Raw genomic sequence first — 18,897 nt, 5'->3', positions numbered from 1 at the left:
GGCGGCCGGCCCCCCAGGCGCTTCCGTCGCGTCGCCGCGCTGGCTATCACTGCGCCCGATTCCGTCTCCGGGAACGAGGTGCCGCCGTGGATATCTTCGACAGGCTGAAAGTCGCAGCCGCAGCAGACTGGGCGGCCTATGTCGAGCATGACTTCCTGCGGCAGATGGGCGACGGCTCGCTGCCGCAGGCCGCCTTCCGCACCTATCTCGCCCAGGACTACCTCTTCCTGATCCAGTTCGCGCGTGCCTATGCGCTGGCGACCTATAAGAGCCGCACGCTCGCCGACATGCGGGCGGCCAAGGCCGGTCTCTCGGCGATCCTCGATCTCGAAATGGACCTGCACATCCGCCTTTGCGGTCGCTGGGGTCTGTCGCCGGCCGATCTCGAAGCGGCGCCCGAGCACCAGGCGACGGTCGCCTACACCCGCTATGTGCTCGATTGCGGCCAGTCCGGCGACCTGCTCGACCTGCATGTCGCGCTGGCGCCCTGCGTCATCGGCTATGCCGAGATCGGAGCCCGCCTTGCCGCCGCAATCGGCCCGGCGCTCGAAAGCCACCCTTATCGCGAATGGATCGGCGAATATGCCGGCGAAGCCTTCCAGAACGTCGCCCGCGACGCCCGCCGCCATCTCGACGAACTTGCCGCCCGTGCCATGACAGAACGGCGCTTCGCCGACCTCGCAGCCCTGTTCGGCAAGGCCTCGCGGCTCGAAGCCGATTTCTGGCAGATGGGGCTGGATGGAGCGAGGTAGCCTCTCATTCGTCCCCAGCGCGTTCGCTTGGTCCAAGCGAACGGCGACCAGAAGCCCCGAGAACGAGCTATTTCTGAAAGTGGATCACCATTTTCAGGTGCCGGTACTCGTCCACAATCAGCGTTTCATGGGCGAAGTCGGATTGGCTTCCATCCGGTTTCAGGATGGCGCCGATCCCCCGAGCATACTCCTCCGTGCTCGTCTGCTCGAACCAGCGGCGAAAATCCGCGGACAGCCTTTTCAACTCATCGATCAGGCCGAGCATAGCCGGATCGTCTGGCGCCGTCGCCAAATCGTAGCGAAACTGCGCCAGCAATCTCGGCGCTTCCTCACGCCAGTGCGGAAGGCGCCGACGGAACTCCGGATCGGCGAAAGCCAGGCGCATGATGTTGCGCTCGGCTTGCCCGCGTCCGGCGAAGCCGAACAGTTCGTCGGCGGCCGCGTTCCAGGCCACCACGTCCCAGCGCAGATTGGCGACATAAGCAGGCCGGGCGAGTTCATCCAGCAAGGTCTGGATCAGCGTGCTGACGGATGGCCATTGATAGGCTTCGGCCGGCGGCGGTCGCCTGTGAGCCAGAAGAAAGAGATGGGCGCACTCGGCATCGTCCAGCTTCAGTGCCTTCGCCACCTTGAGCAGAAAGCTCTCCGACACCTGGATGTCGCGCCCCTGCTCGAACCATGTGTACCAGGTGAGGCCGACGCCCGCGAGCGCGGCCACCTCCTCCCGCCGCAGGCCGGGCGTACGGCGCGGGCCGGACAAGGGCAGCCCAGCATCGACCGGCGAGAGCTTTTTCCTGCGACCCGTCAGGAAGTTGGAAAGGTCGGTTCGCGTGCGAGCCAGAGTGCGATCGGACAAGGCCATTGCCTTTAGTAACAGGATAAATTGCAATCTTGTAACAGGATAAATCTGCCTCGAAAGTCGACCCGCGACAAGGAGGCAGCATGACTTCGCGGGACAATTTCGATCTTCCACTTTCCAAGGCAACGGCCGAAGAGGCCGCTTCGTCAGCGACGACGGCAGGCGCGCGCGCATGGTTCGGGCTGGCCCTGCTGGCATTGCCGACGATCCTGCTCGGCCTGGATCTGACGCTCCTCCATTTGGCTCTGCCGGCCCTCGCGGCCGATCTGCAACCGAGCAGCACGCAGGCACTCTGGATCATGGATGCCTATGGCTTCATGATCGCGGGATTCCTGATCACCATGGGCACGCTCGGCGACCGGATCGGACGCCGCAAGCTCCTGATGATGGGTGCGGCAGCCTTTGCCGTGGCCTCGGTATTCGCCGCATTCTCCACGAGCGCGGTCATGCTGATCGCGGCCCGTGCCCTGCTCGGCATGGCCGCCGCGACCCTGATGCCTTCAACGCTCGCCCTGATCACCAACATGTTCGTGGACCCGCGTCAGCGCGCTCTCGGATTCGGAATCTGGGCGACCATGTTCGCGCTCGGCATGGCGCTGGGTCCGGTTGTCGGCGGCGTTGTTCTGGAGCGCTTCTGGTGGGGAGCGGCGTTTCTCGTCGCCGTACCGGTGATCGGCCTGCTGCTCCTGCTCGCGCCGATGCTGCTCCCGGAATACCGCGCCCCCCAGGCCGGCAGGCTCGACCTTGCGAGCGTCGGCCTTTCGCTCGCGGCCATGCTGCCCATGGTCTACGGCATCAAACAGATCGCCAAGGATGGGATCGGACTTCATCCCTCCGGTGCTATCGCGATGGGACTTGTCTTCGCTGTGCTGTTCGTGCGCCGGCAGCGAAGCCTCGCCGATCCGCTGCTCGATGTTTCCCTGTTCGCCAACAGGGCCTTCAGCGTCGCGCTCATCGTGCTCCTCTTCGGCCTCGTCGCGGTCGGCGGCACGATGCTGCTCGTCACGCAGTATCTGCAGCTCGTGGCCGGTTTCTCGCCGCGCGTCGCCGGTTTCTGGATGGGGCCGCCGGCGCTCGCCATGGTCGCCGCCGGCGTCACGGCCCCGTTGATCGCCCGGCATGTTCGTCCAGGCTTCGTCGTCGCCGGAGCGCTGGGCCTGTCGGTCATCGGCTATCTGATGCTGGCGCATCTGGATGGCGGCGCATCTGGCGTTACGATCGTCGTCGCCGGCTTCTCGCTGGCCTATCTCGGGCTCGGCACGATCGCGGCGCTGGGGACCGACCTCGTTGTCGGCTCTGCTCCCGCCGACAAGGCCGGCTCGGCATCGGCAATGTCGGAGACAGTGCAGGACCTCGGCGTATCGCTCGGGATCGCCGTGCTCGGCAGCCTCGCCACCGCGGTCTACCGCCGCACGATGCTCGACCGCATCCCGGAGGGGCTCGGCTACGAGACGCGTGAGGCCGTCGCCGACAGCTTATGGGCAGCCACAGCAGTTGCACCGCCCCTGCCCGCCGGCCTGCTGGAGGAAGCTCAAGCCGCATTCACCGCCGGCTTCAGCGCCGCCGCCATGTTCAGCGCGGCGAGCGTAACCGCCCTCGCCTTGCTCGCGGCGGTTTCGCTGCGGCATGTCGGCGTTATCGATGCAGGTGAACAGCGCCAGTGACCGCGAGCACCGCTCCTCGTGGCAGGCTCTGGGAAGCGAGACCTCGCTCTTGGCTCTTGCCACAACGGTCATTGTTCCGCGACCGGGGCCTGCCGACCGAGCGGACGACTATACTGCCGCAAAGCACCTGGGATAGGATCGAGCGCCTTCGCTGACCGGCAATGTTGGTTGGGAGAGACGGCCTTGCGTTTCGTGCCCTCCGGCTCGGCCGAAACTGCTGTCCGCATGACACGGCGCGAGGTCATCGCGCTCGGTGGCGGCGTGCTGGCATCGTGGACTTTGCCGTCCCACGCACAGTCGCTGCCGGTGATCGGATATCTCGGTTCGGAAACACCGGACCGCTACGCTAGCCGCCTCGCGGCCTTCCGTGCCGGGCTGGCCGAGGCCGGCTATGCGGAAGGGCGCAATGTCGACGTCGAGTATCGCTGGGCGGAGGGCCAGTACCGCCGGCTGCCGGAGCTGGCCAGGGAACTGGCCGAGCGCCAGGTGAGCGTGATCGTTGCGCCAGGCGGCGCCGAAGTCGCGCTTGCGGCGAAATCCGCGACATCGACCATTCCGGTGGTTTTCGAGATGGGAGGCGACCCGATCGCCCTGGGCGTCGTGGACAGCCTCTCCCGCCCGGCCGGCAATCTCACGGGCGTGTCCAGCCTGAGCGTCGAGGTCTCGCGCAAGCGGCTGGAGTTCATGGGCGAGCTGCGCCCGGGCATCAAGCTGTTCGCCGCCGCCATCAACCCCGCCAGCCCCACGGCGAATTCGCAGTTGCGAAACCTCCTGATGGCCGCCACCAGCCTCGGCCTCGAACTGCGCATTCTCGAAGCCAGCACCGAACCGGAGTTCGGCGCCATGTTCGCCGCCGCGGCACAGATGCGCGCAGGAGGCCTGATCTTCAGCTCCGACCCTTATTTCGCCTATCGCAGTCCGCAACTGGCCGTGCTCGCCATCGCCCATGCCATGCCTGCGATCACGCAATCCCGCGACTTCCCGATCGCCGGCGGCCTGATGAGCTATGGCGGCGATTTCGAGCAGTCGCACCGGCATACCGGCATCTATGCCGGCCGCATCATCAAGGGCGCCAAGCCTTCGGAGCTCCCGGTCCAGCGCGTCACGAAAGTCGAGATGTGCATCAACCTCAAGGCCGCAAAGGCGCTCGACCTGTCCTTCCCGCCCTCGCTTCTGAGCAGTGCCGACCTCGTGATCGAATGACCTGGCCGGCGCGCTGACCGATGAGCCAAGACCGTGTCCGAACCCTTCGCCGCTCCGCGGGCATCGCTGTTCCGCAGGTACTTCCTCGCCCTGTTCGCGGGGGTCGTCGTGCCGCTTCTGATCGCGAGCGGCAGCGAGGCCTGGTTCGGCTATGCCGACCGACGCGCGGCCCTGAACGATCTGCTCGATGCCGAAGCGCGGACGGCTGCGGTGAAGATCCAGGATTTCATGGAGGGGATCCGCGACCAGCTCAGATGGACCGTTCAGCTGCCGTGGTCGGAGCGAGCCGACGAGAAGCGCAGGCTCGATGCCCTGCTTCTGCTGCGTCAGGTCCCCGCCGTCCTCAGCCTCGGTCTCGTCGATGCAGCCGGGAAGGAACGCCTGTTCGTATCGCGGATCGGCCTCAACAAGGTCGAGGGAGGCGACGATCAATCCGCCAACCCGGCCGTGCAAGGGGCGCGCGAGGAGCGGGCCTGGTTCGGGCCGGTCACGTTTCAGCGCGGCTCGGAGCCCTTCATGACCGTTGCCGTCGCAGGCAACCGCCCGGCTGCCGGCGTCGCCATCGCCGAGGTCAACCTCAAATTCATCTGGGATGTGGTGTCCGCGATCAGGGTGGGGCGCACCGGAGAGGCTTTCGTGCTCGATCAGCAGGACCGCCTGATCGCCCATCCCGACATCAGCCTGGTGCTGCGCGCCGATGACGCCGCGACACTGCCGCTCCGGTCTCTAAGGGCCGCCATTCTCGCGCGCCCTGGCGAGGCAATCGCCGGCCGCGACATGTCCGGAAGCGCGGTGCTGGCAGCGATGGCACCGGTCTCCACCGTCGGCTGGAGCGTCATCGTCACGCAACCTGTCGACGAGGCGTTCGGGCCGATCTACGCGGCGCTCTGGCGCACGCTGGGCCTGCTCATCGCCGGCGCGGCGCTGGCCGCAGGGCTCGCCTACTGGCTGACGCAGCGCATGACTCGGCCGATCCTGCTGCTCGAAGACGGAGTCGCCAGGATCGGCGCGGGCCAGTTCGACCACCGGATCGAGATCACCACGGGCGACGAACTGGAGCGCCTTGCGGGCCGCTTCAACGAGATGGCGGACGAGCTCGCGGTTTCGCAGGAGCGCTCGGAACGGATCGGCCGGCTGAAGCGCTTTCTCGCGCCGCAGGTGGCCGAACTGGTCGACCGCAGCGGCGACGATCATGTCCTCGACGGGCGTCGCGTCGAAGCGGTGGTGGTGTTCTGCGACCTGCGGGGTTTCACCGCCTTCTCGGCGCGCACCGAGCCCGAGACCGTCATTCATCTGCTCGGCGAGTATTACGACGCACTCGAAAGAGTGGTCAGCGCGCATGGCGCGACGCTGACGAACTTCTCCGGCGATGGTGCGATGATTCTCGTCAATGCGCCCGTGCCCTGCCCCGATCCGGCCTTGCGTGCCATCGAGATGGCCCGTGACATGCAGTCGAATGTGCAGAAGCTCCTGGCCGAACGGCAGGAACTCGACCACGGGCTCGGTTTCGGGGTCGGCCTCGCCATGGGGCCGGCTACCGTCGGCCGGATCGGCTCCGAAGGGCGCCTCGACTACACTGCGATCGGCACTGTCGTGAATCTCGCATCACGGCTCTGCTCCGATGCCGGCGACGGCGAGATCCTCGTCGACAGCGTCGCAGCAGGCGCAGTTGCCTCACGCCTGCCCCTCGTCGAGCTCGGCGCTCGCGCCTTGAAGGGGTTCGACCAGCCGGTAACCGTGTTCGCCTGCACGAGCCCCCCTCGGAGTAGAGGCTGACGCAGGCAAGCGCGAACTGCCCAGTCAGGACGCTTCGGTCCTGGCGAGCCGTCTCAGACCATCGAGATCGTGGATCGTCAGCCGCCCGCGTCCGAGGGAAAGAACGCCGTCGCGCTTCCAGCTCTGAAGCTGACGATTGACCGTTTCCCGCGTCACCCCGGCGAGCGCCGCCAATTCGTCCTGCGAGGCATGGACCTCGGCGCCATAATCCGTGGCGAGCAGCAGAATCCGGCGAGCAAGCCGTGTCCCGGCCGGCAGGAAGGTCGTTTCCTCCATCCGTTCGATGAGGTCTCGCAGCCGCGCGCACAGAAGCTCGATCACCTGCAGCGCGATCGAGGGCTCGCTGTTGAGCAAGCCGAGGAAGTCGCGCCTCGGCAGGAAGAACATCTCGGTGTCCTCGATCGCCACGGCATCGGCCGTTCGCGAGCGACCGTCGAGCAGCGCGATTTCGCCGAAGACGTCGCCGCCGCCGAGAACGTTCATCGTCATCTGCTGGCCAAGATCATCCGTCGTGCCGATGCGGACCAGTCCGCGCCGGATGGCGTAGAGACCGTCGCTCGTGTCGCCCTTGAGGAACAGGACCGTGCGCGCAGCGAGATGGTGCGGCCTGCAGATCGCCGCGATCCGGTCGAGCGTCCCCGGGACCAGCCCCGAGAAGAACGGGTTCGCCGACAGCAGGCTCGCAATGCGTTGGCGCGCCTCGTTCATCCCGCGACCTCGACGACCGGTTACAGAGCAGGCTGACGCTTATGTGATCCCGCGCACAGAACGCGGAGCGGGAAAGTCCGAGAACCCTCTGCGATCAGCCGGCGCGGGTTGCCCCGCGGTCAGGGAGAAGTCGATCCAGGAGGGGAGCAATTATCGTGCGCAGACCGAGGAATTATCATCAAACACCCCTGAAAATAGCAGATCTGGAGCCCTTGCGCGATATCGCGCAGACTGCCCGGCAAGGTGAATGCCCCTTTCTGGGGCAGCTTGCGCGCCGAGCGCGGGACCTTCGTCTCAGGCTGTCTGGGCTCTGGACCGAGCGGCGAGCGGCCTCCCGCATGGAGCTCCTCGACGACCACACTTTGAGCGATATCGGGATACCGCGCATCGAGAACCTCTATTGGGACTCGAAATAACGCGAACACGGCTCTGTTTTATCTGAATATCCCATATCGACAGCCACCTTCGCATCAAGGCCGGTTCGGCCGCTCGCCGGTGACCGGCCCGATGGCTTCGGCTCTGCCGCGCGTCCGCATAGAGATGGACCGCGCTCGGCTCTCATGTCAGCATCGAGCGACGCTTGATCTTGCACTGGCCGTCGACCGGCACGCTTCCCGGTCCGGATGTGAGAGCCTCGTAGCGAAGATGCAACGCCATCTGACCGCCATCCTATCGGCCGATGTGGTCGGTTACATGCGCCTCAGCGAGGCGGCGGAGGAAGCGACTCATCATCGCCTGATGAGCCTGCGCACGAGCCTCATCGACCCTTGCGTGCAGGAGCATGGCGGACGGATCTTCAAGAATTCGGGCGACGGCTTCCTGGCGACCTTCGACAGCGCGCCCGCCTCGACCCGTTGCGCGCTTTGCCTGCAGCGCGCGCTGGCCGTCGCGACTGCCGATCAACCCGTCGCGCTTCGCATCGCGTTTCGGATGGGCATCCATCTCGCCGACATCATCCTGGAGAACGACGACATCTTCGGCGACGGCGTCAATGTCGCGGCTCGGCTGCAATCCTATGCCGAGCCGGGCGGCGTGATCGTATCGGAGGCGGTGTTCGAGCAGGCCGACGACGAGTCGAAATCGCTCTCCTCCGACATGGGCGAGATCTACCTGCGCAATCACAGGCGGCCGGTGCGTGTTTTCGCCCTGCGCTGCGAACCGGGCTCGGGACCGGTCGGAAGGATCGGCGAGAACCTTGCCGGCGTCGATGCGCGTGCGTCCATCGCCGTCCTGCCGTTCCGCATGAACGGGGCGAGATCTAGCAAGACCTTCGTCGCCGATGGCGTCGTCGACTCGATCATCCAGTCGCTGTCTGGCCTCAAGGAGCTGTTCGTCATCTCGCGGGGCTCGACCCTCGAATATGGACGGCGGCGGATCGATCCGGTGGCGATCGGCCGCAAGCTCGGCGTTCGCTACGTCATGGACGGCACCGTCGCCCTGTCCGACGACCGGGTGCGGATCAGCACCGAGCTGATCGCCAACGAGAATGGCGCCATCGTCAGCGCCGATCACTATGACGGCAAGGTGGGCGAGCTGTTCGAACTGCAGGACCGCATCTCGCTAAAGCTGGTCAGGACCATCGCACCCCATGTCCGCGAGCGCGAGCTGCGGCGGGCTCTGTGCCAACGCCCCCAGAACCTGACCGCCTACGACCTCCTGCTCCAGGCGGTCGACTTGCTCTACAAGATGGACCCCGACAGCTTCGCCCGGGCACGGGGACTGCTGCAGCAGGCCATGGCGCTGGACCCGTCCTATGCGCCGCCCTTCACCTATGCTGCGCTCTGGCATGTCTTTCGTGTCGGCGAACTTGGTTCTCCCGATCCGGACGGCGATGCGAAGGTCGCTGTCGAGCGGGCGCTCGCCGCCATCGAGCGCGACGGCAATGACGCGCTCGCGCTCGCGATCTATGGCCACGTCCAGTCCTTCCTGCTGCGCGATACCGACACGGCGCAGCGCTTCCTCGACCGGGCGATCGAGGCGGGCCCGAGCGTGGCGATGGCCTGGACGATGAGCAGCGCCACGCGCGGCTTCGTCGGCAACGGACCCGTGGCGGTCCAGCATGGCGAGAACGGGCAGCGCCTGGCTCCTGCAGATCCCTACCGCTTCTGGCATGAGGGCATTCTCGCCCAGGCGCACTACATTAACGGCGACTTCGATCAGGCCGTCGGCTGGGCGCGCAGCGCAGCCGCCCACAACCCTTCAATTCGCTTTACTTTACGGACGCTTGCCGCCAGTTTGGCCGCAGCGAGACGAATGGCGGAGGCTGCGAGCGCGGCCGACCGCCTGATGCTGATCCAGCCTGATTTCCGCCTCTCTTCCTACGCGCCGCGCTGTCCGTTCGTGCCAGTCGTGCTGGAGCAATGGATCGAACATCTGCGGGAGGCCGGACTGCCTGACTGAGCCGAGGCCTGAAGACTGTGCCGTTGCAGCAACCATGCGGGGCAAGCGATGACCGGCAATACGGGGAACACGGGCAATACCGGCAATACGGGCAATGCCGGCATCAGCGGCGACATGGGAGGCGGCTGGTTCGTCCCCGACAGGGCTGATTTTCCCTTCATCACGGAAACCTACCCGGCCACCGGCAGCGGAACGGGACGCATCGCCAATCTTCGCCGGGCGGTTCACATCCGCGACGAGACCACAGGGCCGAAAAGGCTGGTCAAGTTCCGGAGCGCCAACGCCGACGATGCTCCATCCGTCGCCTTCGACGACATCAACTGGGGCGCGCGTTGGTATGCATTTGGCGTCCTCATCCCCTTCGCCGGGCAATGGGATCCCGATGCGATCAACGACGACCTCGCCGACATCCTGCTTGCCCTGAACGGTTATGCTGACCCGAACGCGCCCGTACCGGTCACGAAGCAGGCGCTCGAGATCGACCTGCTCTGCGCGATGGCGCGCGACGAGCGGGCATCGGCGCTGGGCGAAATCCTGAGCCAGGATGTCGAGTTCATCACGACATTCATGGAATTCCTGTCGATGACGCCCGGCTCGCATCCGCGCACCTATCGCGTGCTGCATGTTGCCAGCCTCGTCGCCTCCTTCGCCGCGCTGCATTTCAAGCACGAATTCAACCGGCCGCGGCCCTCGTGGCAGTGCCCGGCCTTGCTGCCGCCGGTGCCGGTCCCGGGGCACTCCGCCTACCCGAGCGGGCATGCGACGCAGGCCCATCTGATCGCGCTGTGCATGCGGCATGTGCTGGGACTGGTCGACCCTCCGCTGCCCCAGCGCGACACTGACGCCTTGAACGTTGGATTGAATGCGCTGGCGCACCGCGTCGCGCGCAATCGCGAGATCGCCGGCCTGCATTATCCGAGCGATTCGGCCGCCGGAAAACTGCTGGCGAATGCGGTCTTCGGTACCCTCGCGGCCCCCGATCCGCAGAACCCGAACGATTATGCGCTCAAACCGTTCGGGCGTGCCGTGCTCGCAGCGGCCAGGCTGGAATGGACCCCCGGCAGGGCCTATCCGTGATGCCCGCCCCGGGGCCCACGGATGGCGGCCGCGCCGTTACGCCACCGCAAAGCCGGTTTCGGAGCTTGGGCATGCCGCCCGACGGCTTCAACCCATCGACGGAGCCCGACAGCCAGCTGACCCGCTACGGCCTGCCGACGGTGGACGCCATGGCGTCGAACCCCAAGGCGGCGGCATTCCGGCGCGCATTCCTGCAACCGCTCGCCGATGGTCGTCCCTTGCGCTTCGTGCCGGCGCTGCCGACGTCCAGCATCGCGATGGACCTCTTCGTGATCGAGCGGACGGCGCCCACGACCCAGCCGGCACAAAGGAGCGTCAACTGGTCCGGCGGCTACCTTGCGGCGCGCGGTGGCCACCGCTTCGTCTCGGTGATGGCCGACTGGGTGGTGCCAAGGGTATCGGTTCCCCCGGATCCCCGCGCCACCGAGTATCACAGCTCGACCTGGATCGGGCTCGACGGCCAGAAGTCCTATCTGGACTCCTCGCTGCCACAGATCGGCACGAAACAGCGCTGTGGAGAAGGCCTGCACGGCGCGCGCGAGTACTATGCCTGGTTCCAGTGGTGGGCGCGAGGCCAGAAGACCGAAGAGCAGCCTCTCGGCCTGCCCGTGAACCATGGCGACACCATCAGCGCCATCATCCGCGTGTTCGACGAGACCTCGGTCATCTGCAATCTGCGGAACGTCACCCAGAACATCATGCTGGAAGCCTTCAGAGCCTGGGCGCCGCCACCCTGCCGGATCAGCGGCGCCACCGCCGAATGGATCATGGAGCGGCCGAGCCCACCCGCCTCGGATGGTTGGGAGGCCTACGCCATGCCCGTCTACTCACCCTTCGCATTCACCGGCTGCATCGCCGAATCCAGTCCCCTCGGCGGCACCACCTTGCATGATCGCGACCTGGAAGGCGCACGCTTGATCCGCATGTACGAGGTGATCGCGAGCCCGCCCGGCACGCGCACGATCTCGACCGCGCGCCGCGTCCTTGTGCCGGAGCAGAGGCTGGAACTGGCCTATGTCGCGCCCTAGAGCGCTTTCCGCGATTTCCTGAATCGCGGAAATCCGATCCTTTGCTTTATCGCATTTTCCTCCCGCGAACCGGTACCCACTTCGCTCGAAAACGCTCTAGGCATCGGACCGGGATGCCCTCTTCGACAGAACCGATGACTTGACTGTGAGCTGATCGCCGCCGGGCGGTCCCTGCCGGCCGGTGGCGGCGACATTGTCGCGCAGCCGCTCGACCATCAGCCGCGTCACCGAGAGCGCCATGTTCGGGAACTCGGCGAGCAACGCCAGGAAGACGTCCTTGCGCAGCTTCAGCGCGTCGACGTCGGAGGTTGCGACGACGGTGGCCGAGCGGGGATGGTCTGTGACGAGGCCCATCTCACCGACGATGGCATTCCGGGCGAGGCTCCACACCCTGGCGGGCCCGCCGTCGCCGGCGTCGATCATGACCTCGGCGGTGCCCGAAAGCAGCACATAGGCAGCGTCCGCTTCATCGCCCTGCCGAAACAGCACCTCGCCCCCGGCGAAGACCATGCGCTCGCCCGTGAACGCAAGCAGCTTGAGACGTGCAGTATCGAGGTCTCCGAAGATGGGCACCGAGCGCAGGACGCGGATCTCGTCGGCATCGACCCGCGCGGCAGCGCCGGAGCCGGGCTGTCCCGACCCTGCCCGATCCTCGGCCGGCGCGGCCCCGACATCGCCTTGCACCGCCGCCAGCCTGGCGCCTTCGAAGGCAATGTGCAGATCATAGCCGTGATCGGAAGCCAGATCGCGCCCGGCGACGATCACCGTTCGCCCCGCCATCGCCGCCCGGATGCGGCTGAGTATCTGCCGTGCCTCGTTCTGGCCGAAAGCGCCAAAGGCATTGTTGAGAATGAGCAGCTCCGGCTGCTTGATGAGGCAGCGAGCGAGCGCGATCTGGGTCTTCATGGCGGGGAACAACAGTCGTCCGGCGTAACCGGCCGATTGCTCGAGGCCGCGGCGATAGATCTCTGCGTCGAGGCCGAATTCCGCCAGCGTGTCGCGGATGGCCTCGTCCGCGACCACCGCGTCTTGCGCCACCGCCCCGAACAGAACGTTGTCGCGCACCGGCGCAGCCGCGCAATAGCCCCGCGGATCGTAGAAGGCTATCGCATGGGCGGGGTCCGCCGGTGCGCGCTCATGAAACGCAGCGCGCACTGCCAGGATGCGCGCTTCGACCGCCCGATCGAGCAGGCCGAGGCGGTGCCGCGGCTCGACATAGAGAAGCGCGAGCCCGATCAGCCGCGTATCGTCTGCCTCGTTCGCCGTACCGGCCTCCACCCGGCCGAGCAGGTCGCCATATTCCTGAAAATCCTCCGCGGCGATGAAGGAGTACTGCTCGAACAGCACATGGCCGGGAGGCAGGTCGGCGAATATCTCCAGCATCGTCGCGGCAATGCGCCGCCCGATTCCCAGAAGCGTCTCGGTCAGGCCGAGATCGGTGAGAATCCGGCGTGTCAGCTCATGGTTGGCGAGGCTCGCCCCCACCAGGCCGGAATCCAGCGGCACGCCGAAGACGATGTTCTCGCCGATCGTCGCGTTGCGCGTATAGCGGGCCGGGTCATAGGGCTCGATCGCCGCCCCGATGCCGCGCTCGGCGAGACCGGCTCGGACGCGGGCGCGGATCGCAGAGATGCCCGCGACGAGTTCCGACCCGCTTCCGCGATCGAGCTTGCAGGCAAGACCGAAGCGGAACACGGCGTCGGCCAGGCCGACTATTCTCAGCACCTCGATCAGCTTCAGCTCGAGCTCGGCCTCGTCGGCGGCGCCCGCCCGGCCAGGATCGATCGACCAGCCCGCCGGGTTCACAGTGTCTGGCGCCACCCGACGCAGCCCGTAGAGGATGTTGTCCCGCAGGCTGCCGTCGAGGATCAGCGGCTCGGGGCCGAGATAGGCGATGGCGCGCCCCCGCGCTTCGGCCGAGAGCAGCGATAAGGGCATGTCGGCGATGCTGAGCGCGCCATCCCTGGCGCTCAAGCCACCGCCAAGCAGTTGCGCCAGAACACCCGCCCCCTCGCTCGCCCCGCCCGACAGAGCGATGTGCCGTTGCAGCGGCAGCGACAGCGACAGCCGGTCCAGCACAACGTCGCCGCTCGGATTGGTGACCGAAAGGCCGCGCGCGACGATCTGGCCAGTCGCGGACAGGCAGGCGGCCTCGTCGCCGCCACCGGCGCCGGTTTCCACCGAGGCGTCGCCATCCAGCGCGAAATGCTCGACCACCTGCTGGAACTTGGCTTCGACATCCAGCCGCTGCTGGTCCCAGTCGATCAGCTCCTTCACGGGGGACGGCAGGTCGCGGTAGGCCGCGATGACGGCGATCAGCTGGCCGAGGTCGAGGCGGCCGGCCAGGGCGAAATAGCCCCCGATCACGTAGAACAGGAACGGCGTGATCTGCGCCAGCAGGTTGTTCAGCGTCTTGACCGCGAATTTGCGCCCGTAGAGCCGGTAGCGAATGCCGAAGAGCCGCTCCAGCCGCTGCGCCACCTGGCTTCTCTCGACGGCGGAGGTGCCGTGGTTCGTCACCTCCGCCATGGTCTCGACCACCTCGCCGATCTTGCCGGCGAAGGCACGCGACTCGATCTGCCGCTGCCTCCCGAGGCGGATCTGCTCGCGGCGCAGGCGCGGAATGATGGCGCCCTGGACCAGGATCATGCTGGCCGCGATCAGGCCGAGCGCGACGTTCTGCACGAGAATGAAGGCGAGCGCGGTCAGGGCCTGGCCGGCCAGGAACACCGGCTGCACGAAGGCATCTCCGACGAAACCTCCGATCGGCTCGACTTCGTCCTTGATGATCGTCGCGGCCTCAGGAGGCTTGATGCGCTGGAGCATCTCGGGCCTGAAGCGCAGGATCGCCGAGAACAGATCGAGACGCAGGCGTTGCAAGAGGCGTTCGCCCAACGCGCCCTTTCGCATATTGATGACGTATTTGAAACCGCCGCTTATCAGCACGAGCAGCAGGAAAAGTCCCGACAGCGCAAAGAGATAGGATTGCCTGTCGAGCCATATGCCTTCGAAGAGGATCCGTGGCCCGCCGAAGCTCTCCGGCAGATTCAAAGCGAGGTGAAACAGCCGCGCGGTATCCCGTCCGCCGACGAACGCCTGCCCCTGCAATGCGTCGGATATGATGTGACGGGGTACGTCGAGCGAAAGATAGTAGAACGGCAGGGACAGGACGACGACGCCGATGAGCTTGATCTGCTCGCGGCGGCTGTTGCGCCAGATATAGCCGAAAAAGCCGACCATCGCCGTCGCTTCCTTCGAAAACCGCGGCACTGCTGAACCAAGCCGAGCCGTGTCGTCGCAGCGACCTGCTCTTTTCGGGCCCTTCGTCGAACATTCCGCCTTGAACGGCCGGCATGTGCTCCCGGCGTTCCGAGCAAGGGGAGCGTTTCCGGCGGTCGCTACAGAGAAGCACGTTTGGCATCTGTGACCCCAGTCACAGATGCTCGACGCCCAGACGCGATGAGCATGCTCGCCGCCTCGGCTTCCCCAAGGCGATCGGGGTATGCGCAAGATGCTGCTTGCCGCAGGGAAACCCCGCCTATACTCTCTTGTATGCAAGATGCGCAGTCTTCAGGTTCGCTCGACCGAACCGTCGCAGGAGACGCGCATACGGAATTTGCACTCACCTTCGCGGTGCGGGCGGATCGATCGCTTCGTGGGCCGATGGCGCACGAACAGGGAGGATGCATGGTCGCAGGCAACCGCGTGGCGGGGGCGCTGACTTTTGTCGCGCCTTTGGCTTTCCTGGTCGTTATCTGGGCGGTGGTCGTTCCCGCATTCGAGGTCAGGCCGCAGATCTTCCCAAGCGTTTCGGCCGTTTTCGCCGCAGGCATCGCCGGCCTGCGTGACGGCACCTTGCTGACCCATGTCGCGACCAGCCTGGCTCGCGTCGCGATCGGTACCGTGCTCGCGATCATCGTCGCGGTGCCGCTCGGCATCCTGATGGGAATCAGCAAGGGCGTCTCGGCCTTCCTGACGCCGCTGCTGCGATTCTTCTCCGTCCTCGCCGGCATCGCCTGGATCCCGATCGCGACGCTCTGGTTCGGCTACGGCTTCGGCGCGATCGTCTTCGTCATCTTCAACGCCGTCTTCTTCGTGGTCGTCTACAACACGCTGCTCGGTGTCTCGACCATCCCGATGCCGATCCGCAACGCGGCGGCGTCGCTCGGCGCGGGCCGGCTCGCCATGCTGAGCGACGTGCTGCTCCCCGGCGCCCTGCCGAACATCGTCACCGGCATCCGCACCGGGCTCGGCTTCGCCTGGCGCGGCCTGATCGCGGCCGAGATGATCGCGACCAATGTCGGCCTTGGCTACATGCTGTTCGTCGCGCGCGACTTCTACCAGACCGAGGTGATCATCCTCGGCATGATCGTGATCGGTACGCTCTGGCTGCTGATCGACCGGCTGCTGCTGGCCCCGCTCGAGCGGGCGACCATCGAGCGCTGGGGGCTGGTGCGCGCATGAACGCCGCCCTCGTCCTCTGGAGCTGGTGGGTCCGCACCTCCGCCAAATGGCCGGTGCTGCAGACGCTCGCGCCCTTCGTCCCGGTCGTCGCGCTCTGGTGGGGTGTCGCGGCCTGGGGGCCGTTTCCGCCGGCCTTCTTCCCCTCGCCGATGGATGTCATGCGGGCCTTCGGCGCGCTGGTCTACAAGGGCATCCTGCCGGAATATCTCGGCGACAGCGTCGCCCGGCTTGCCGCCGGAGTGGCCGTCGGCATCGCGCTAGGCATCCCGCTCGGCCTGCTGATCGGGCTGAGCAAGCGGGCCTACACCGCGCTCTGGCCGATCCTGCTGTTTTTCCAGGCGATCGGCGACATCGCCTGGCTGCCGATCCTGATCATCTGGTTCGGCTTCGGCATGACGACGATGACGATCATCATCGTCTACACCGTGCTCTTTCCGGTGGTGCTCAACACCGTGCTCGGCGTCCGCTCGGTGCGGGTCGAGCTCTACCGCGCGGCGCAGAGCCTCGGCGCGACGCCGGCGCGGGTGCTGACCGAGGTGGTGATCCCCGGCGCGCTGCCGAACATCATCACCGGCCTGCGCAACGGGCTCGGCTATGGCTGGCGCGCGCTGATCGCCGCGGAGATGATCGTCGGCACCAGCGGCATCGGCTTCATGATGTTCGATGCGCGCCGGGCCGGCTCCGTGGTCGAAATCGTGCTGGGCATGATCGTGCTTGGCATCCTCTGGTACATTGTCGACGCTTGGGTGCTGGCTCCGATCGAGCGGGCGACGGGGCGTCGCTGGGGACTGGTGACACAGTGAAATCGCTCAGCCTGAAATCGCTCTCCAAGACCTATTTCGACCTCTATGCCGGCTCGCAGCACACGGCGCTGCACGACATCTCGCTCGATGTGCCGGCCGGCGAATTCGTCTCGATCGTCGGCCCGTCCGGCTGCGGCAAGTCGACCATCCTCAACATGGTCGCAGGCTTCATTCCGCAATCGGGCGGCGAGATCCTGGTCGGCGGCGAGCCGGTCAAGGGGCCCGGCGCCGACCGCGGCGTGGTCTTCCAGTCCTTCGCCCTCTTCCCCTGGAAGACGGTGCTGGAGAATGTCGGTTTCGGGCCGAAGATGCGCGGCATCCCCAAGGCCGAGCGCGACGAGATCGCGCGCGAATATCTCGACCTCGTCGGACTTGCCCACGCCGCCGACCGCTATCCCAACGAACTCTCCGGCGGGATGCAGCAGCGTGTCGGCGTGGTCCGGGCGCTGGCCAACAAGCCGGACATCCTCCTGATGGACGAGCCCTTCGCCAGCGTCGACGCCCAAACCCGCATGACCCTGCAGGAGGAGCTGACCCGGATCTGGGAAGAGCGCCGGCCGACGGTGATCTTCATCACCCATGACGTGCCGGAGGCGGTCTTCCTGGCGAACCGCGTCGTCGTGCTGTCGAAGGGCCACATCCTCGAACAGGTCGAGATCCCGCTGGCGCGGCCGCGCATCTGGGACCAGCTGGTCGAGGATGACAGTTTCAAGGAACTCTCGAACAAGGTCCTGGCGCTGGTGAGGGCGGCATGAAGCTGGTCCGCGCCGCGCTGGATTCGAGGCGAGGCCGCATCCTCCTCGGCCTGTTGCTGGCCTGGCTGCTCTGGCAGGCCTGGCTCGCACTTCACGCGCCATCCAAGGTCGCGGACGGCTTCCCCGATCGTCAGCGCGTCAACGCGCTGATCACCCTGCCCTTCATTCCCGAGCGCTTCCATATCCTGATCTTCCAGCGCTTCGGGCGCGTCTCGGGCACCGACGGCAACAGCGTCGAGGTCAGGAACATCGACAAGAACCAACTCAACGCCATCGCCCGCTACTACTGGGTGAGCAGAATTGAGCCCTTGCAACCGGGAGGATAGAGCATGATCACACGCAGGACAGTGCTTGCCGGAGCCGCGGTCATCGCCGCGCCGGCCGTCGTCAGGGCGCAGCAGCTGATCAAGATGAAAGCCGGCATGGTCACCGGCATCGACCAGCTCGGCCTGCCCATCGCGCTGGAACGGGGCTTCTTCGAGAAATGGGGTCTCGATGTCGACATTGCCCGGCCTTATGCGACCGGCGTCGACGCGCTGAACGCCCTTCAGGCCGGCGAGAGCGAGATCGTCCAGGTCGGCGTGCCGATGATCGGCGCCGTCGTACGCGGCATGGATCTGGTGGCGCTCGGCAACTACAGCGGCAATGCCCACCGCGGCGGCTCGGACGCCACCATGGCGCTGATCGCCCGCGCCGATTCCGGGATCAGCAAGGGCGATCTTTCCTCGCTCAAGGGCAAGAAGATCGCGGCCTCCTTCGGCACGATCAACCATCTCTACATCCTCGCCCTGATCGAGAAGGGCGGGCTGACGCCGGCCGACGTCACGCTGGTCAACACGCCGCCGCCGGACATGACGGTCGCTCTCCTCGCCAAGGGCATCGACGCCTTCGTCGGCTGGGACCCCTGGCCGATCATCGCGCTCAAGGACGTGCCGGGCGCGGTCGAGATCATCCGCGGCGGCAACGTCATCGCCTATGTCGGCTTCAATGTCGGCATGCGGCCCTGGGTCGCCGCCAACGGGCCGAAGATCGAGAAGTTCCTGGCAGCGGTCTCCGAGGCCGACCAGTGGATGCGCAAGAACCCGAAGCTCGCCGCGCAGGTCGGCACCCGCTGGATCCCCGGCCTCAAGCAGGAGATCGCCGAGGCGGCGATGGAGTTCAACATCCAGCAGGCCGACCGGCGCCTCTCCGCCAACAACTACCGGGCGATGTGGGCGGCGCTCGACCGGCTGAATCGGCTCGGCTTCCTGAAATCGACCTTCGACGTCAACAAGCACATCGAGCCCAAGCACATCCTCAAGGTGATGCAGGAGCACCCTGCCCTGTTCAACGACCTGCCGCCGATCCCGGCGGATGTCGCGATCGGCCCGGGCTACGAATTCAAGCCCTGAGCTATCCCGCCTGGCGG

General features: G+C 66.3%; 15 protein-coding genes. 12 read left to right on the top strand and 3 right to left on the bottom strand.

What is annotated here, in order from left to right; all coding sequences use genetic code 11:
• Positions 1–86 precede the first annotated feature (86 nt).
• Complete coding sequence (gene tenA, locus RKE40_RS14810; RefSeq protein ID WP_316018999.1) at positions 87–752, top strand: thiaminase II; 666 nt, start codon at positions 87–89, stop codon at positions 750–752.
• A 67-nt stretch (positions 753–819) separates the two neighbouring features.
• On the opposite strand, the gene RKE40_RS14805 is transcribed toward tenA, so the two are convergent.
• Positions 820–1,608 (bottom strand): helix-turn-helix transcriptional regulator, encoded by a 789-nt coding sequence (locus tag RKE40_RS14805; RefSeq protein ID WP_316018998.1) that lies wholly within the window; start codon positions 1,606–1,608, stop codon positions 820–822.
• An 86-nt stretch (positions 1,609–1,694) separates the two neighbouring features.
• Here RKE40_RS14805 and RKE40_RS14800 point away from each other — a divergent pair, with 86 nt between their 5' ends.
• From RKE40_RS14800 to RKE40_RS14790, 3 genes are all read left to right on the top strand, one after another.
• The gene (locus tag RKE40_RS14800) at positions 1,695–3,275 is read left to right on the top strand and encodes an MFS transporter (protein WP_316018997.1); all 1,581 of its coding nucleotides are present in this window, start codon (positions 1,695–1,697) and stop codon (positions 3,273–3,275) included.
• A 225-nt stretch (positions 3,276–3,500) separates the two neighbouring features.
• Positions 3,501–4,478 (top strand): ABC transporter substrate-binding protein, encoded by a 978-nt coding sequence (locus RKE40_RS14795; RefSeq protein WP_316019010.1) that lies wholly within the window; start codon positions 3,501–3,503, stop codon positions 4,476–4,478.
• A 33-nt stretch (positions 4,479–4,511) separates the two neighbouring features.
• Positions 4,512–6,254, top strand: coding sequence for an adenylate/guanylate cyclase domain-containing protein (locus tag RKE40_RS14790; protein ID WP_316018996.1), 1,743 nt, complete (start codon positions 4,512–4,514; stop codon positions 6,252–6,254).
• Between the two features lie 24 nt (positions 6,255–6,278).
• On the opposite strand, the gene RKE40_RS14785 is transcribed toward RKE40_RS14790, so the two are convergent.
• Positions 6,279–6,962, bottom strand: a complete 684-nt coding sequence (locus RKE40_RS14785) for a Crp/Fnr family transcriptional regulator (RefSeq protein ID WP_316018995.1) — start codon at positions 6,960–6,962, stop codon at positions 6,279–6,281.
• Positions 6,963–7,607: 645 nt separating this feature from the next.
• Between RKE40_RS14785 and RKE40_RS14780 the strand changes: the two genes are divergently transcribed.
• From RKE40_RS14780 to RKE40_RS14770, 3 genes are all read left to right on the top strand, one after another.
• Positions 7,608–9,362, top strand: coding sequence for an adenylate/guanylate cyclase domain-containing protein (locus RKE40_RS14780; RefSeq protein WP_316018994.1), 1,755 nt, complete (start codon positions 7,608–7,610; stop codon positions 9,360–9,362).
• 48 nt (positions 9,363–9,410) lie between these two features.
• Entirely contained in the window at positions 9,411–10,439 is a 1,029-nt protein-coding gene (locus RKE40_RS14775; RefSeq protein ID WP_316018993.1) for a phosphatase PAP2 family protein, read from the top strand.
• A 71-nt stretch (positions 10,440–10,510) separates the two neighbouring features.
• Positions 10,511–11,467, top strand: coding sequence for a G1 family glutamic endopeptidase (locus RKE40_RS14770; protein WP_316018992.1), 957 nt, complete (start codon positions 10,511–10,513; stop codon positions 11,465–11,467).
• Between the two features lie 96 nt (positions 11,468–11,563).
• On the opposite strand, the gene RKE40_RS14765 is transcribed toward RKE40_RS14770, so the two are convergent.
• Positions 11,564–14,707: a cyclic nucleotide-binding domain-containing protein gene (locus RKE40_RS14765; protein ID WP_316018991.1), complete on the bottom strand. Its 3,144-nt coding sequence runs from the start codon at positions 14,705–14,707 to the stop codon at positions 11,564–11,566.
• Between the two features lie 447 nt (positions 14,708–15,154).
• On the opposite strand from RKE40_RS14765, the gene RKE40_RS14760 reads away from it, so the two are divergent.
• Genes RKE40_RS14760 through RKE40_RS14740 form a run of 5 tightly spaced genes read left to right on the top strand, consistent with a single transcriptional unit; the run spans position 15,155 to position 18,880 of the window.
• Complete coding sequence (locus tag RKE40_RS14760; RefSeq protein WP_316018990.1) at positions 15,155–15,931, top strand: ABC transporter permease; 777 nt, start codon at positions 15,155–15,157, stop codon at positions 15,929–15,931.
• Positions 15,928–16,734, top strand: coding sequence for an ABC transporter permease (locus RKE40_RS14755; protein WP_316018989.1), 807 nt, complete (start codon positions 15,928–15,930; stop codon positions 16,732–16,734). The genes RKE40_RS14760 and RKE40_RS14755 overlap by 4 nt, the downstream gene beginning before the upstream one ends.
• A complete protein-coding gene (locus RKE40_RS14750) occupies positions 16,731–17,489 on the top strand; it encodes an ABC transporter ATP-binding protein (protein WP_316018988.1) in 759 nt (252 codons plus the stop codon). Before RKE40_RS14755 ends, RKE40_RS14750 begins: the two co-directional genes overlap by 4 nt.
• Complete coding sequence (locus RKE40_RS14745; RefSeq protein ID WP_316018987.1) at positions 17,486–17,815, top strand: hypothetical protein; 330 nt, start codon at positions 17,486–17,488, stop codon at positions 17,813–17,815. The genes RKE40_RS14750 and RKE40_RS14745 overlap by 4 nt, the downstream gene beginning before the upstream one ends.
• Before the next feature lie 3 nt (positions 17,816–17,818).
• The gene (locus RKE40_RS14740) at positions 17,819–18,880 is read left to right on the top strand and encodes an ABC transporter substrate-binding protein (protein WP_316018986.1); all 1,062 of its coding nucleotides are present in this window, start codon (positions 17,819–17,821) and stop codon (positions 18,878–18,880) included.
• Positions 18,881–18,897 lie beyond the last annotated feature (17 nt).

The organism is Allobosea rubneri, assembly GCF_032464875.1.
GTDB classification, from domain to species: Bacteria; Pseudomonadota; Alphaproteobacteria; order Rhizobiales; family Beijerinckiaceae; genus Allobosea; species Allobosea rubneri.
The sequence above is the reverse complement of the archived record's forward strand: the minus strand, read 5'-3'. Positions and strand labels throughout refer to the sequence as shown.